The following is a 17,262-nucleotide window of genomic DNA, read 5'->3' as shown; positions in this document are numbered from 1 at the left end:
AGTGATAAATAAGACGCAATAAACATTTAACAACTTAACCCTCTAAGCTAAGTTCGTTTGCTGTATCACGTCGGGATGCTGCGTATTCTATACAGATTTTAAACCAGCGCAAGCCCTATTTTCAACAAAATGCATCGTGTGATTATTTTTTAATCTAAATATTCAAAAAACCACATAATTCACCTATTTTTTAGGCATTTTTGAGAAATTCAGCTTAAAAGTAAGCTACATTTATTATTCAAAATAGTCACCAGAAGATTGTGCATGTAAAAAGGCAGGAATTAATCCAGTTAATGCTGCACGTATATCTGCCCGCTCATTAATCAATTGATGCGAGCCTTCTTCAAGAATCAATAAGGTCTGTAATCTAAATTGTCGACGTACAAAATCAATATTATATTTCCAGTCTACAGTTTGATCTTGTGCACCTTGCGCCAACCAAACCGGAATGCGGCACTTTGGATAGGCTTCCATTTCTAACATCCACTTCGACATTGCCAAAATCCAATCCATTCCCATCATTCGAGGTTGTAACGGGTCTTTAAGGCGTACAAATCTTAAAAACTCAGGATTGTGATTATTTCTTTTAAAGTGACGAGGAACTTCTCTTTTAATTCTGCGAATAATTCCTAAACCAATAGAATTATGCCACCACGCTGTTTTTGCAGGTCGTACCAATGGTGAAAGCAGTAACACCCGATCCACAATTGGATTTTCACGTTTTTGTGCATACTCAAGTAAATGATGCATCCAAATTGCACCACCTGTACTTTGCCCTACTCCCAACCACGGCTTAGGAAGCTGCTCTGCATTTTTTACATATTGATAGACCGCATGTAACACTTGTTGGTAATGGTCAAAGTTTTGAATATTTGCAGGCGAACCATTACTCAGTCCATGCCCAGGCAAATCATAAGTAATCACACTAAACCCTTGTTCAAGGATTTCTTTTACAATCGGTTGGTAAATACCACTATGTTCTAAATAGCCATGCAACAAACACACAGTGCCTTTTATTTTATCTATATTGGGTTTAAATACTTGCACATGAAGTTTAAACAACGGCATATCAATAAAACCTTGCCATTGCACACAGTCCAGTTGATCAAAACCATAAAGACGTTGATAAGATTTTATTTCTTTATTTGGAATATATTCACGATTTAAGTTTAAGGCTTCTAATAGTTGTGGTGTTGTATCTCGACTTGGTATAGGTAAGTCAAGTTGCTTTAGAATTGTTGGATTTAAAAATGGAATATCTGCCATTAAGGCACCTCTCTACAGCCACTCGAACCAAACAACATATCTCGGATTGTTGCTAAAGTTTCATAATTGGCTCTACGACTATGATCATAATTTTGTTTACTAGGCTGCCATGCTGTTAATTGAGTTGGCATTGGTGCATTGACAGGAATTGTTTCGATACCATTTAATGCAAATAAACGACGTGTTCTTGGCATATGGTAACGATCGGTAATTAATAAGACTGTGGGTGCACCACCTTTTTTCTGTAAAAGTAATGAGCTAAAGCGTGTATTTTCACAGGTGTTCATGCTCCTATTTTCTAATAATTTTGCTTGAACACCGCGCTCAGATAACCATTTTTGCATATAAGGTGCTTCTACACCACTCAGCACAATAGGAAGTTTAACCTTCTCTTCTAAAGCTAAGGTTGTTTCAAGTCTTAGTTTGGTATAGTCATTCACAATAATGTCTTTTTGATTTTTATCTAAAGTTAAACCACCGCCCAAGACTACAATTGCATAAGGTTGACTGATTGGCTTCGGTTGTTCACTGATTTTCGTAGGCAAACTTTCAAGATCTTCTTGTACTTGTGAACTGGACAATTCATTTGCCAATGTGTGTGAATTTTCTTGAAGTAATTTTTCATCAATTTTATATTTTTTTAAGAATGTTAAATATTCATCCATTAAAGCCTTATTGTCTTCACTATTTAAATCCAATAAGTTTTTAACAACATCGTTCGATTGGTTCTCAACAACCTCTGATGCAGCATGTTCAGACACCAATGGAATTACTGGCTTGTTTTGTTCTTCATCATCATTTTTTTGATCTTCAGCAATTTTTTCTTGCAAGGCTTTATATCGTAACTGGAGTAGCATTAAATCCTGAGCATTTTTACTCTTAATGGCTTCATCCATCAGCTTAAGATAGGCTTGTCGAGCAATCCATAAATCAGAACCAGGTTCTAAGTTTTCAGCCTCCGAAAGAGCAGCGTTTTGCTGGCTCTTTGCCGCCACCTGATTCACTTCAACTGGAACAATACTATTCAGTATTTTAACCATCATTGTCGAATAAAATGGCGTGTACCAAAAAACGACCAAACAGCCGAATAATACAAATAATATGGCAATTATTCGTAGAAATCTGACCATCCAATGCGGTTTGACCATATATTTACTCAATTTAATGGTTTTCGATTAACCCTAATTCATTATAAAGCACAGGTTCAGGTTCTAAGTACACACCAAACTTCTCAAAAACATCTTTTTGTACTGCCTGATACGTTGCGCGTACATCTGTCAATGTTGCATCGGCATAATTCACCAACACCAAAGCTTGTTTATGAAACATTCCCACCTGATTAAGCTGTTTACCTTTCCAACCTGATTGATCAATCAACCAACCCGCTGCAATTTTAACGTGATTCCCTGCTTGAGGATAATGTGGAATATTAGGGAATTTTGCAATTAATTGTGAAAACTCTTGTTGCTTAATAATCGGATTTTTAAAGAAACTTCCCACGTTTGGATATTCATTTGGGTCTGGGAGTTTACTTTGACGAATATGAATCACTTGCTTTTGTAAGTTTTCAGCACTCATATCATCCATCATTGCATCTTTTAAATCCCCATAATTTACTTTTAAATCAGCATGTTTAAGTAATTTAAAAATCACATGGGTAATCACATAACGATCTGGATCATCTTTAAAAATACTGTGTCGATAAGAAAAATGGCAATCTTGTGCTTGAATTGAAAGTGTCTGTGCTGATTGACGATCGTAGACTTCTACAGATTGAATAAATTCACCGACTTCAACACCATACGCGCCAATATTTTGCACAGGCGATGCGCCGACTAAGCCCGGAATCAAAGCCAAGTTCTGTAAACCATAAAGTTGTTGCGTTGTCGTCCACAATACAAAGTCATGCCAAACTTGCCCTGCACCCACTTTGATTGTTTTACTTTCGGCATCTTCACTTAAAAATTCAATACCTTGTATATCTATAGCAACTACAAGCGCATGAATATGCTCAGGCAGCATCATATTGCTGCCCCCTGAAAGCAGTAAAACGTTTAAATCGTGTGCTTTAGAAAACTGCAACGCTTGTTGAAGATCTACGATAGATTGTATTTTGACATAATGTGATGCAATCGAGTTCAAACTCAATGTATTAAAGGGTTTGAGCTGAACCTGTGATTCAATATTCATAACTTAAATTTATTTCCTAAAAATATTTCAATCACTTGCATTAAAACTGTTGTTGAAACACATGTACCCAAGCCAAACTACTCGATTCACACTGATCAAGTACACGTTCAAATCCATCAGCTTCACCGTAATAAGGATCTGGAAGCGCCTGTTGTGGATAAACGTGATCATGCTCACTCATTAAAGCAATTTTAGCTTTGATTTGAGCAAGACCAAATTGGCTACTGGCTTGGTTATACAAATGCTGTATATCCGCAAAATTCTGATGATCCATGGCAAGCATCAAATCAAACTCTAAAAAGTCTTGTATTTTTAATTGTCTAGCACGTAACCCAGAAAGATCATAGCCTCTTTTTATTGCATGTTTTTGACTGCGACTATCAGGTGATTTATTTGGATGATAATTGCTCGTTCCAGCTGAATCCACAACTACATTTAATCGTTTTTCATCACAATAGTGTCGTAAAACCACCTCTGCTGTGGGTGAGCGACAAATATTTCCTAAGCACACACATAAAACTTTGTATGGCATTTTGGATGACATAACAACCTCAAATGATCATTTCTTTTATAAAGTCTTATGTTAAGTTATTTAGCAGGCGAATCCTATAGAACCTTAAAACAATAATGTTTAATTTGTGATGATAGATTAAGGATAATACATATGAGTCATTTTCAATTCCAAACTGTAGCCAATATTATTTCAGGTTTAGGATCAATCCAAGAGCTCAGCACAGTATTAGGCAATCAATACCACAAAGCATTAATCGTGACAGATGCAGGCATGATTCAACATGCACTGCATTTGCCACTATTAAAAATTTTAGCGCAATGCAATTTAGACTATGAAATTTATGCCGATGTACAGGCAGATCCAGCAGAGCAAATTGTTTTATCGGCAGTTCAATTCGCCAAAGACAATCAAGTAGATGTAGTTATTGGCTTTGGTGGTGGTAGCTCTATGGATGTTGCCAAACTCATCGCGATATTGGCAAATCCAAAGCAATCACAAAGTATTCAGGAAATCTATGGGGTCAATAATGTCAAAGGCCCTCGCCTTCCTTTAATTCTCATTCCAACCACAGCGGGCACAGGCTCTGAAGTCACCCCTATTTCAATTGTCACTACAGGTGAAACCACCAAAACAGGTATCGTTTCCCCCATTTTATATGCCGATGTGGCAATTCTAGATGCAACATTTACCTCAGGCCTACCTGCACATATCACAGCAGCAACAGGTATAGATGCGATGGTGCATGCCATTGAAGCCTATACCTCTAAAATTAAAAAGAATTTTTATGCAGACATGCTTGCTAAACAAGCCCTTAAACTTTTAAATAAAAATTTAAAATTGGTCTTGGCGGATGGTACAAATTTAGCAGCTCGTCAAAATATGCTGGTTGGCTCTATGCTTGCAGGACAGGCTTTTGCCAACGCTCCTGTAGGTGCTGTACACGCTTTAGCATACCCCTTAGGTGGTCATTTTCATTTATCACATGGGCATACTAACGCTTTGGTTTTATTGGAAGTGTTAAAATTCAATGCGCCTAATGCAAAAGCACTTTATGCAGAGTTAATGCAATGGCTTGATCCTTATAGTAAAGGCAGTACAGAAGGCTTATGTGACTTATTTATAGATCATATGCAGAGACACTTGGATCACAGTGGTTTGACATTGAAATTACGCGATTTAAATGTACACGAGCAGCAACTGGATAGATTGGCATCCGATGCCATGCTACAAACACGTCTTTTACAAAATAATCCGAGGCCTCTACTCCACGCAGATGCATTAAAAATTTATCAGGCGATTTATTAAAATCTATCAACATTGATCATGCACTGATTTATTGAATGCGCTTTTAAATAGACTTCTTTCATAAGTCCTTTTTAAAAGCATAAATCAACATAAAAGCGCCCTCATCCTAGCCTTCTTCCAATGGGAGAAGGCACTTTCAATACCAATATGAATCACTCCACATGATCATTTTTTGATTTATGAAAAGATCTTTAATCAACATGAAGCACAATTGATACATACTCGCTGAGTGTTTTATTTTTAAGTATAAAAATACCCATCATATGGCCTATAATTTGTGTTTGAAATATGCGGCCTGCATCAGATCAAATTGGGCTAAATTTTAAAAAAAATTTATAATCTTGTAAAAATACAACATTAAAATTAAACTTGGTTATTCTCAAAATATGAAAAAAACCATCTTATTGCGTCGTTTTGTTATATTTTTTAATCAATCAAACTTAAAGTTTTTTAATAAAATTATTTAAAAATTATTAATTATCAAATCATTAACCTATTAAATGACTATTTTATGACTAGCTAGTAATTAGTTTTTATTTAATTTTTATTTAATTTTTAAAATAATTACTCTAAAATCGCGCCAGATCTTAATCGGAAAATTAAGACAACTAGTATTGGAAAATGATTCTATGAAAAAACTTACATTAGCAATTCTGCCATTAGCAGCATTTGGATTAAGCAACGTTTCTCACGCAGCAACTTCAGATGGTAAAACTTTTGGTGTTTCTGCTGGTTGGTTACATGTTATGCCTCAAAGTAAAGGACAAGGCGTAAATGGTAAAACTGGTAATAGTCCTTACTTAGGTCCTTTGGCGAATATACAAGCCAATAACCCGGATGCAGGTTTTGAAGTACAAAATGCGGATACAGCAGGCTTAATGCTTGATTATTTTGTCAATGACAATGTTTCACTTGAATTAACTTTAGGCGCTCCTCCTGAAATGGAACTTGCTGGTAAAGGTAGCATTAAAGTTAATGGTCATACTGTCGTTGATCTAAATAAATTTGATAAAGCTGCAACAACAGATGCTTATACGCCAACACTTTCTGCTCGTTATCACTTTGGTTCAATTAACAACAAGATCCGCCCTTATGTAGGTGCAGGCTTGATGTATGCTCATTTCTCAAATGTTGAGACTGATCCAGCAATCAATGATGCATTAAAAGCTTCACCTATCGGCCCGTTCAAGCCAGAACTAGGTAAAGTTAAAGTGGATGACGCGTTTGCACCTGTTGCAATCCTTGGCGCAGATTTCAATATCAACAAAAATTGGTATGCAACTGCTTCTGTTTCATATGCACACCTGTCAACAAAAGCAAAATTAAATGTAAATGGTACAACGCCAGCTGGACAAACCACTTTAATTTCAGGCCAAAGCAGCATTGAGATTAAACCAATCGTGACTTATTTAGGTCTTGGTTATCGTTTCTAATCAATTTGGACTGAATCAGTTCTAAATTGTAAAAGCTCATTAGGTTAGACTTAATGAGCTTTTTTATTTTTACACTTGAATATAGTTGCACTGTGCTAAAAACACTTGTAAACACATGCAAAATTCATCTATAAAGTTACTTGTTTATAAAGCTTTGCAAAGCCTTGGCTTGGTGGTTGATCAAAAAAGCACTATTAATTTTTTTATCTATTCGAATGAATAATCTAAATGAAACCAGAAATAAAATTACGCACTCAATACTCATTTATCTTACCCATCCAAACACGTTGGGCAGACAACGATATTTATGGTCATGTGAATAATGTGACTTATTATAGTTATTTTGATACTGCAGCGAATGCACTCTTGATCCAAAAAACCGACTTTGATATACATCACTCACCCATCATTGGTTTGGTGGTAAATTCTTCGTGTCATTTTCTCGAAGAACTCACCTATCCAGAAATTATTGAGGTTGGGGTCGCCATTGCAAAAATTGGTAATTCATCACTGAGCTATGATCTGGCTATTTTCAAACAGGGTAAAACTCAAGCTTCAGCACAAGGTCAATTTGTACATGTATTCGTAGAGCGTGAGACAAAGAAAAGCACCCCGATTCCACAAAAAATGCGAGATGCTTTGCAAGACTATACAACCTGAGTTCTATATAAGTTTTTGATGAAATATGTTACGCGGAAACGTCATCCGCAACTGTCTGAGGCAGGACTTCATTCATAAAGTATTGTTTCTGCGATTCATTGAATGCGTTTCTGGTCGTCGACGAGTTTTGCGGATGACAATGGTTTTGCCTACTTTTGCCGAAACAAAAGTAGGGCGAGCCGCAGGCTGATCCTGAAATTGAATGACAGTTCAGCAAGACTCCGTCAAGATCATTGCTTTTCAATAAGTTAAAGATATAGTTAAGTCGAACTCACGTTATATAGTTTAAGCCTAAAAAATTGACACTTAAGACTATTTAGCTCCGACACCCTAAAAATAAACATCATTTTAAGCCAAGGTATTTTGATCCCAAAAAGCCTGACTCACTTCAGGCATTTGATTTAACATTTCAATAATCGGCTGAATTTCTTTTTCCTCAACAGAATTCGCAATCAAAATCGCCCTAATCTCTACATCTTGCTCACCAAAAGGTTCTACATCAAAATCTTTAGCAGGAAAATGATAACGCTTTAAAGCTTTATTCAGCTCATCCATGACATATTTACTGTGCTCTTTTTGACAAACCACATAAATTTCATGTTGCATTTCCGAATCAACATTTAAAGGTTTACGGTCGATAATATGCCCAATAGGGCGTAATAAAGTATTGGCTGCCAAAATAAATATCGTCGCTAATATAGCTTCCACCAAACGGTCACAACCTGCCGCAGCACCGACAGCAGCAGAACACCACAAGGTTGCAGCAGTATTGAGTCCTTGAATATTCCCTTCTTGGCGCATGATTACCCCTGCGCCAAGAAATCCAATGCCAGAAACCACATAAGCAATTACACGTACGGAACCATCAGCACCTGTTAAGTTATTGGCAATATCAACAAATATAGCAGCGCCAAGTGCGACTAATACATTGGTTCTTAAGCCTGCTGTGCGCTGCCTATACTGTCGCTCAAACCCGATCAATCCCCCTAAAATAAAAGCGCCAAGTAAACTAATCAAGGTATCTAGCATATTCGCTAATTCTAGATGTTGCATGAATTGGAGTTGCATTGGAGTTCTCCATTACCACCCGTAACGACGGATGTAAATTTTTTTCATCAGTTGCACAACCAGCATGTAGCCAAGCAAGATGAAAGGTAAGAATAAGAAATAAGTTAATGGTAAAGCTTGTAATTTTAAGTACTCAGCAAAAGGCCCCATTGGTAAGAAAATACCAGCAGCCACGATGACCAAGGTCATGACTATCAAAGGCATTGCTGCACGACTTTGAATAAATGGTATTTTTTCTGTACGAATCATATGCACAATAATCGTTTGTGTTAATAATCCTACGACAAACCAACCTGACTGAAACAAGGTTTGCTGTTCTGGTGAATTTGCATGAAATACAAACCACATGAGAGCAAAGGTCAAAATGTCAAAGATCGAACTGAGTGGCCCAAAGAAAATCATAAAACGTCCAATTTCATTTGGTTTCCAGCTTTGCGGTTTTTCAATCAACTCATCATCAACATTGTCAAATGGAATGGCGATTTGTGATACATCATAAAGTAAGTTCTGTACCAGCAAATGAATCGGTAGCATCGGTAAAAACGGAATAAAAGCACTAGCTACTAATACCGAAAAAACATTACCAAAATTTGAACTTGCCGTCATTTTGATATATTTCAGCATATTGGCAAATGTACGTCGTCCCTCTAGCACGCCTTCTTCAAGTACCATTAAACTTTTTTCAAGTAAAATTAAATCTGCTGACTCTTTGGCAATATCCACTGCTGTATCAACCGAAATTCCAATATCAGCACTGCGTATCGCAGCCGCATCATTAATTCCATCGCCTAGGAATCCAACCACATGCCCATTTTCTTTCAGCTGCATCACAATACGTTCTTTGTGAACAGGACTTAATTTGGCAAATACTTGTGTATATTCAACGGCAAATTTTAGTTCTTCATCAGTCATGTTCTCAACATGCCCACCTAAAAGAACATGTTCACAGTCCAGACCAAGTTCTTTGCAGACCTTTTGAGTAACAAACTCATTATCACCTGTAAGCACTTTGACCTTGACGCCATGCGCTGCCAATTGAGCTAAAGCAGGTGCAGCGGATTTTTTAGGTGGATCCAAGAAAGTTAGATATCCAGTTAAAATCAAATTACTTTCATCTGCGACAGAAAAGTCATCTGATCTACCACTAAAATCTCGATACGCGAGGGCAATAACACGTAAACCTTCAAGATTAAATTGGCGTATTTTTTCTTGAATCGCCTCAAGATGGGCTGGCGTTAATAGCTCAATCTTGTCATTTATCTCTACATGCGAACAGACTTTCAGCATTTCCTCTGCCGCGCCTTTAGTGATAATACGTGCGTTACCCTGTAAGGTTCTGACTACTACTGACATACGTCGGCGCACAAAATCAAACGGTACTTCATCAAGCTTCTTAAATTTAAAATTTAGATCCTGTAAGTCTTGTGCAGCATGGTCCAAGATTGCAGCATCCAGTAAATTTTTCAGCCCTCTTTGGTAATAGCTATTTAAGTAAGCCTGTACCAATACACGTTGTGATGTCTTACCATTTACATCGACATGTTGTGATAAACAAATTTTATCCTCAGTCAAGGTACCTGTTTTATCTGTACATAAAACATCCATTGCGCCAAAATTTTGAATCGCATCTAAACGTTTAACGATAACTTTTTTACGAGATAAAAATACTGCACCTTTGGCCAATGTTGAGGTCACGATCATCGGTAACATTTCAGGTGTTAAACCCACAGCTACAGATAAAGCAAACAGCAATGCTTCACTCCAATCACCTTTGGTAAAGCCATTGATAAATAATACAACTGGCGCCATGATCAACATAAATCGAATCAATAACCAACTGACTTTATTTACCCCCATTTGAAATGAAGTCGTTGCACGATCTGCATGGGATACTCGGTGTGCCAATGCTCCAAAATAGGTTTGTGTCCCAGTATTCACCACCACCGCTTTTGCAGAACCAGACACAATATTGGTTCCCATAAAAACAATATTTTCCAGTTCCAATGCATTTTGCAGGGTGTGATCTTTTTGATCAGCAAACTTTTCTACAGGAATAGATTCACCTGTCATCGACGCTTGTGAAACAAACAGATCTTTTGCAAAGATAATTCGACAATCCGCAGGGATCATATCTCCAGCAGACAATAAAATGATGTCACCAGGGACCAAATCTTGGATCGCAAGTTCAACCTGTTGAGATCCTTGATTTAGGTCGCATTGCAGGGTTTCAAGGTCTGGGGCATCCCAATCTACTTGACGAATCACAGTAGCCGTATTACTTACCATTGCTTTTAATGCAGCGGCTGCTTTATTTGACTTAAACTCTTGCCAATAGCGCAACACCGTAGAAAGTACAACCATGGTTGTAATAATAATTGTGCCTTCTATATCGTCGGTAAAGAAAGCCACCAAAGCCAAAATGGTAAGTAAAATATTAAATGGATTGCGATAGGCATACCAAAGATGCTTCCACCACGGCAGTGGTTTTTCATGCGCAAGCTCATTTAATCCAAATTGTTCTTGTCGTTGTTCAACCTGCTTTGCTGACAAGCCTTGCTCTGTTGTATTTAAATGATTGAGCAATTGCTCTGAAGCTACATAGGAAGCATTGATCAAACTTTGTGAAAGCTTTTTACTAATTTCACTGGCATAACTGGCTTGATGTAATTCTTTAAATGAGCGATGACGTTCAAATAAGTGTTGAATATGATATTTTTTGATGAAATTAGAAAATAAACGTTGCCATAGATTATGAAGCATAATGTTCTCCTTTTTTGGCAATAAAGACTTCTTCCTATTGAACAGGAATTGAATTAGATGATTTTTTTATGAGCTTAAAATTGGTGAGAAACTCAGCTCCCAGCCCAAACCAGCGATCATGATGGTGGTCAAATCGATCTGCATAAGCCACTTGGACCCTGACAAAATCTTGAATCAACTCATAACCAAATGCGGTTTGAAAAAATACAGACTGATGATCTTGATTAAAGATTTCTGCACTGAGCGAAGTTTTAGCATTGATCCAATAATTGCTTGAAATTGCAGCTAAAACATACTGAGTATTGCCCTGATGTTCATAGGAGATGTTGCCATTTAAAAATAACCGATCATCCAGTAATAAATAAGTTACGGGGAGATTCACTTTCCAACTAGAGTGGTCATCACCATACATATTTCGGCTTATTGTTAAGGATGCGGCAGCGCCCCAACTATTCGAATCCACTGCTTTCAAATTACGTTTGAATTGACCTGATATCACATCATGACGATTCTTATTTTGAACATGATCATCCAGCTGAAAACTTAATTCCAAATTTTTGGCGATACCACATACTGGAGAAAAACTGGAATTAACCTCCTGATGTTTATAAAAGTTTATATTACTTTCAAAATGGCAAGTATACAGATCAGCAACAGTTGCATCATCTGTAATTAATACAGGATCTGCATAAGCTGATTTATGAATAATAAGTAATAAAAAGCAGCCTGTAATCAGTGCTGTTTCTATCATACAAAGTTGATTGATTACCATCCGTAATCCTCATTGCTGAGGCGGCATGAATCTAAGTGCGCACAAAAACAAGCCAAAATTGAACTGATTAAAGTCAAAATTGAGCTGTTTCACGTCAAAATGGGGATGTAGTTTAAAATCAGATTATAACTGTCTCATTGCAAGACAGCTTTCCTAAAGGCAGTGCTCTCTTGCTCAGATACGAATAATGGCTGTATATAAACTACAGCGCCTCGATGAACAATTTGCCACTTAGGGTCTCCGCTAATTAAAGTTGCCGCAATTATAACCATAAAAATATTTAAAACAAGTGATTTTCAGCATAACAACGCCCATAAATGCCAGATTTATCACCCTAATTTTAAATAAAATTCTTATATAAATTGAGAGCCTGATGAGATTTTAAAATGATTTACCTTGGCACAGGCCGAAAGGAATTGTGAATATTCCTTAAATTTCGGCAAATAAAAACAAGCCCAATTCCAGTGAAATTGAGCTTGTTTAAAATGATATTTAATCTAAATGTTTTTTAAAATTAGGCTTTGAGCTGAATATTTTCCAACTTTCCATCCAATGCTTCAATTAAGCTTTTAACCAAAGGCTCTTTTTGAAGCATTTCACTGGCACGATCATAAGCTCGAAGCTTACGCTCGTTTTGCATCATATACGGTGTGGTCGACTCAACTTCACCATATTGCACTGTAAATAGCGTATTCGGCCACTGCTGTTTTAATTTTGCCTCAAGGTCATGTTGTGCTTGGTTCAGTAATTTTTCATATTTTTGTGAAATTTGAAAAATAGATTGGCCATTCACATCCCCTGTCATTAATCCATGCTGTGCAAGTTCTTGAACAGCTGGAGAAAGTGAGCTATTTCTAAACCAATACTCCCATTTTTCAACCGTCCACTCACCTTCTAAGACCTGTAATTTTAAAGCAAGTATCTGTTGCGGCGTTTGTTCCTCAGAAGAGGATCCACGTTCTATTTCAGGGATAATATTAGAAACTTGAGCTGAAGTATCTGTTTGAGAATGAATAGGCTCAATCAATTCAATTTCAACATTTTGATCCTGATTTTCAGGTGCTAAAAAGAATACATCTTGATTTGGACTAGACGGAGACGTGGTATTTTTCGGTTGACTCAACTCAGCACCAAACAAGGTTAAACTTGGTTCTGCATTTTCTACGTCAATTTTCTCTTGAACAATTGGCGGCTGCGCTTCAACACCTTGACTATTATGAGCCGTTGCTTCAACCACAGCGCTTTGTTGTACCTCCTCAGCAAAGTCATCTAAATAGTCATCACTACTCGGTTCATGGTCAACACTTTGCTGTTGAGCTTGCTGATCTTCAACTTGGTCAAAAGCAGGGTCTAAATCACTCACTACATTCTGTGAATTGATCTCAACCTGCGCTTGCTGTACCTCCGCTAATGGCGCGTAACTTTCTGGTTGTGAACTCACATTTAAAGGAGCATTTTGTTGTTCACTGTTTTTTTCAACAGGCGCTTGCTGAGCCTGCTGTTGATGAGCTGGCTCTTGCTGAATTTGCTCTTGCTGAATCTGTGCTTGTTGCACAAGCCCCGTTTGAACAGATGCTTGATGCGGTTGCTGTGAAATAGCAACTTGATCGATATTCTGATTGTTTTGTGGTTGTTGAGCTTGAGATACTACAATTTCATTGATTTGCATCGGTCTAAATGCCAGTAAACGCAATACTGTCATTTCAAAGCCTTGCTCTTGTGTTACTGCAAGTTGTAGCTCCGCTCGACCTTTACTGGCAATTTGGTAATAAAGCTGTAAATCTTGTGCAGAAACAATTTTTGATAACTGCATAATTTTTTGATTAATTTCAGCACTGTATTTTAGACTTAAATCAGGCAAATATTGCAACATTGCCAACTCATGCAAAGTCGAAATAAACTGATCTAAAACCAATGAAACATCTAAAGCCTGTTGCCTAAATTGTAGTAATAATTGGCTGACACGTGCATTTTGGTTTTGATGAATTGCCAAGATCAAATCATAAATGATGGTTCTATCAATCAAACCCAGCATTTCTTTGACATCTTGATGATGAATTGCGCCTTGACCATAGGCAATTGCTTGGTCAGTTAAAGACAATGCATCACGTAATGAACCTTGGGCAGATTCAGCAATTTGCCAAATCGCATCTTGCTCTGATGAAATTTCTTCTTTATTTAAAATATCTGTAAGGTGATGGGTAATTTCATCTACAGCCAATGGACGTAATGTAAATTGCAAGCAACGTGAAATCACCGTAATTGGTAATTTTTGTGGATCTGTTGTCGCAAATAAAAATTTTACATGTTCAGGCGGTTCTTCTAATGTTTTCAATAACGCATTAAAGGAATGCGTCGACAGCATATGTACCTCATCGATCAAATATACCTTAAATCGCCCTTGGGTCGGTGCATAAGGTACATTGTCGAGCAACTCACGTGTGTCTTCAACTTTTGTCCGTGATGCCGCATCGATTTCAATAAGGTCAATAAAGCGCCCTTCATTTACCGCCTTACAAGTTGCACAAACTTCACAGGGTGTAGAGGTTACCCCTGTTTCACAATTTAAACATTTCGCTAAAATTCGAGCAATTGTGGTTTTCCCCACCCCACGTGTTCCAGTAAATAAATAGGCATGGTGTAAACGTCCACGATCTAAAGCACTGGTCAGTGCACGTGAAACGTGATTCTGTCCGACCAATTCATTAAAGTTACGTGGGCGATATTTACGTGCAAGTACCTGATACATGGAAGCTCCTAGTTACAGGTCTAAGGATACTGTTTTTTTGCTGATTAGTGAATGAAGAACTGTAGAGTTATTTTTTATTAGAGATAATTCGATCAATTTCTTCTAATTTAACACTGTGCTCTACAATATAAAGTTTATCTATCTCTTAAATAGATTTAAAAACAAACAGTAGCTATTTTACTTTAAAAAACACTGCCGTGGCAGTGTTGATTAAATCACAATTTGGGCTTGCTAAAGTTTTCAATCGGTTCATCAAACTTATATGTTCACACTTTAAAATCTAAATGTAAAAACAAGCGCATAATTTAAATTATGCGCAATATTCTAGACTGCTAGCTGTTTCTTTGCAGGTAAAGTGCGCCAAACAAATACAGATAAAACTAGGAACATCACACCCGAAATACCCAAGACTTTACTATGCGAATGAATAAACGCTTCAAAAGCAGCTTGTTTTACCTGTTGCATCAATGCAGGTTCTAATTGTTTGCTCAGCAATAATGCCTCACCAATAGAAGAACTTGCTTGAGCTGCGATATTCAGCGGAAAATGATCAGGCAAGATAATCGAATGCGCATAAAATATAGATAGCAATAGTCCAAAAATCGCAATCCCAAGACCTGCACCTAACTCATATGCCATGCCTTCGATTGCACCAGCAGCCGTTGCTTTTTGTGGAGGTACAGCAGACATAATAGCTGCTGTGGAAGATAATAACGCGATTTCAACACTGATCCCCATCAGCACCATCCACACCCAAGCTTGAATATAATCAACATCAAAATTGGTCATGGCCAAACCAAAGAAACATAAGGCACACATCAACATCCCAACAGTTGCTACAGGTCTTAAACCATAGTGATTCATTAAAATACTGGTAAAGGGTCCACCAATACTAATTGCTATCATAAAGGGTAAAATAAACAAACCTGCTTCCAATGGGCTATATCCATACACAAACTGTAATTCTTGTGAAAGCAGTAGCTCAAAACCAACTAATGCAATCATTGCCACCATTGCCATCACAATACTGGTTGAGATCACAGGATTCTTAAACAGACTAAAATCGATCATCGGTTGGGTTGTTTTTAATTGATGGCGGATAAATCCCACCAACAATCCCAATCCAAGCACAAAAATCAAAATCATCCCTAGGCTAAACGCATAGATAGAGGTCTTAATCGAATAAATCAGCATTAAGATTGCAGTGACCAAAATGAGCGCTTGTAATAGATTTAAAGGTTGTTTGGTTTGTACTGCTTGCTTTGGCACCAGCCATGTGGTCAATACCAAGACCAAAATAATAATTGGCACATTAATCAGAAACACGGTTCCCCATGAAAAATGTTCCAGAATAAAACCACCCAAAAGTGGACCAAAAGCGGCTCCACCACCACCGACAGTTCCCCAAATACCTAAAGCATAATTACGTTGTTTTTCATCTAAAAAGGTATTGCGAACACCTGCCAAGGTTGCAGGTAAAATCATGGCAGCGCCTACACCAAGAAATGCTCGGGCAGCAATCAACATATAGGCTGAACTCGCAAAAGCAGCCATGAGAGAAGCCACACCAAAAATACCAGCACCAATCAGCATCAGCTGTTTAAAACCAATACGATCCCCCAATGCCCCCATGGGTAAAATCAAACCTGCCATGATCAGTGAATAGATATCTATCACCCAGAGCATTTCATTACTGGATAGTGATAAGGCAGCACTCAATGTTGGGATGGCAACATGCAAAACCGTTGCATCAATTGAAACCGGTAAATAAATTAAAACGATGATTGCCAAAATCACCCAATTGCGGTACATAACACACCTAATTAAAGTTGGACACTTGTTCAAGTTGAGTTATTATAACCAGACTTGAACAAACGTCCAACTTTGTTTAATATTTGTTTTGTAAATTTTGTTGTATTAAAAGTGATGAACTATTTAAACCGAGAACAGCGTCGTACTATGATTTTGGATGCAGCAAAGCGTGTTGCATTACAAGATGGATTGAATGGATTAACTGTGCGCCGTATTGCCGCAGAAGCACAAGTTTCAACAGGACAAGTACATCATCACTTTGAATCAAGTTCGCATTTAAAGGCCGAAGTTTTTATTGAATTGATGGATCAACTCAATGAAGTAGAAGATCAAATTAAAACCGACAGTAGTTTTGAGCGTTTATCTCTCTTGCTAGGCTTTGAAAATATTGAACAAACTCAACCCTATTTACGACTCTGGAATGAAGCTGAGATTTTAATCGACCAAGATCCTGAAATTAAAAAAGCTTATAATATTACGATGGAACAATGGCATGTTGCCTTGGTTACTGCGATTGAACATGGCGTCAACCAACAAGAATTTAAAATTGCTACAGCCAGCAGCAGCCAAGACATTGCTTGGCGGCTGATTGCTTTTGTTTGTGGTTTAGAAGGAATCTATCAACTTGGCTTAAAAGGTCTAGACCAACACTCGTTTAAACATCATGTCGAAACCATCTTGAAAATGGAGTTATTTGCCTAAGAAAATATAGATGGATCTATATGCTGCTGTT

The 17,262-nt window shown here is 37.4% G+C and carries 13 protein-coding genes; 4 read left to right on the top strand and 9 right to left on the bottom strand.

Annotation, left to right across the window (positions count from 1 at the left end; translation table 11 throughout):
• Positions 1-234: 234 nt before the first annotated feature.
• From FHR28_RS07910 to FHR28_RS07895, 4 genes are read right to left on the bottom strand one after another with little or no spacing between them, the layout of a single operon-like run.
• Positions 235-1,266 carry an alpha/beta hydrolase gene (locus FHR28_RS07910; RefSeq protein ID WP_004719563.1) on the bottom strand — a complete coding sequence of 344 codons (1,032 nt, stop codon included), beginning with the start codon at positions 1,264-1,266 and terminating at the stop codon, positions 235-237.
• On the bottom strand, positions 1,266-2,414 hold the full coding sequence (locus FHR28_RS07905) for a YdcF family protein (RefSeq protein WP_166782320.1): 1,149 nt from the start codon (positions 2,412-2,414) through the stop codon (positions 1,266-1,268). Before FHR28_RS07905 ends, FHR28_RS07910 begins: the two co-directional genes overlap by 1 nt.
• A 13-nt stretch (positions 2,415-2,427) precedes the next feature.
• A complete protein-coding gene (gene murB / locus FHR28_RS07900; RefSeq protein WP_166782319.1) occupies positions 2,428-3,456 on the bottom strand; it encodes a UDP-N-acetylmuramate dehydrogenase in 1,029 nt (342 codons plus the stop codon).
• Positions 3,457-3,496: 40 nt separating this feature from the next.
• Complete coding sequence (locus tag FHR28_RS07895) at positions 3,497-4,000, bottom strand: low molecular weight protein-tyrosine-phosphatase (RefSeq protein ID WP_166782318.1); 504 nt, start codon at positions 3,998-4,000, stop codon at positions 3,497-3,499.
• Positions 4,001-4,120: 120 nt separating this feature from the next.
• On the opposite strand from FHR28_RS07895, the gene FHR28_RS07890 reads away from it, so the two are divergent.
• The 3 genes from FHR28_RS07890 (at position 4,121) to FHR28_RS07880 (ending at position 7,368) form a co-directional block, all read left to right on the top strand.
• Entirely contained in the window at positions 4,121-5,275 is a 1,155-nt protein-coding gene (locus FHR28_RS07890) for an iron-containing alcohol dehydrogenase (protein ID WP_166782317.1), read from the top strand.
• Between the two features lie 629 nt (positions 5,276-5,904).
• Entirely contained in the window at positions 5,905-6,708 is an 804-nt protein-coding gene (locus tag FHR28_RS07885) for an OmpW/AlkL family protein (protein WP_166782316.1), read from the top strand.
• Between the two features lie 228 nt (positions 6,709-6,936).
• Positions 6,937-7,368, top strand: coding sequence for an acyl-CoA thioesterase (locus tag FHR28_RS07880; protein WP_166782315.1), 432 nt, complete (start codon positions 6,937-6,939; stop codon positions 7,366-7,368).
• Between the two features lie 348 nt (positions 7,369-7,716).
• Here FHR28_RS07880 and FHR28_RS07875 read toward each other — a convergent pair whose 3' ends face one another.
• From FHR28_RS07875 to FHR28_RS07855, 5 genes are all read right to left on the bottom strand, one after another.
• The gene (locus tag FHR28_RS07875) at positions 7,717-8,436 is read right to left on the bottom strand and encodes an MgtC/SapB family protein (protein ID WP_166782314.1); all 720 of its coding nucleotides are present in this window, start codon (positions 8,434-8,436) and stop codon (positions 7,717-7,719) included.
• A 12-nt stretch (positions 8,437-8,448) separates the two neighbouring features.
• The gene (gene mgtA, locus FHR28_RS07870; protein ID WP_166782313.1) at positions 8,449-11,196 is read right to left on the bottom strand and encodes a magnesium-translocating P-type ATPase; all 2,748 of its coding nucleotides are present in this window, start codon (positions 11,194-11,196) and stop codon (positions 8,449-8,451) included.
• A 34-nt stretch (positions 11,197-11,230) separates the two neighbouring features.
• A complete protein-coding gene (locus tag FHR28_RS07865; protein ID WP_056512817.1) occupies positions 11,231-11,968 on the bottom strand; it encodes a hypothetical protein in 738 nt (245 codons plus the stop codon).
• Between the two features lie 514 nt (positions 11,969-12,482).
• Positions 12,483-14,717 (bottom strand): DNA polymerase III subunit gamma/tau, encoded by a 2,235-nt coding sequence (dnaX, locus tag FHR28_RS07860; RefSeq protein ID WP_166782312.1) that lies wholly within the window; start codon positions 14,715-14,717, stop codon positions 12,483-12,485.
• Between the two features lie 324 nt (positions 14,718-15,041).
• A complete protein-coding gene (locus FHR28_RS07855; protein WP_166782311.1) occupies positions 15,042-16,529 on the bottom strand; it encodes a SmvA family efflux MFS transporter in 1,488 nt (495 codons plus the stop codon).
• 114 nt (positions 16,530-16,643) lie between these two features.
• Here FHR28_RS07855 and FHR28_RS07850 point away from each other — a divergent pair, with 114 nt between their 5' ends.
• Positions 16,644-17,231 (top strand): TetR family transcriptional regulator, encoded by a 588-nt coding sequence (locus FHR28_RS07850; protein WP_166782310.1) that lies wholly within the window; start codon positions 16,644-16,646, stop codon positions 17,229-17,231.
• Positions 17,232-17,262 lie beyond the last annotated feature (31 nt).

Source organism: Acinetobacter sp. BIGb0196 (assembly GCF_011759595.1).
GTDB classification, from domain to species: domain Bacteria; phylum Pseudomonadota; class Gammaproteobacteria; order Pseudomonadales; family Moraxellaceae; genus Acinetobacter; species Acinetobacter guillouiae.
Note: the sequence above shows the minus strand (reverse complement) of the source record. Positions and strands in the feature narration are given on the sequence as shown.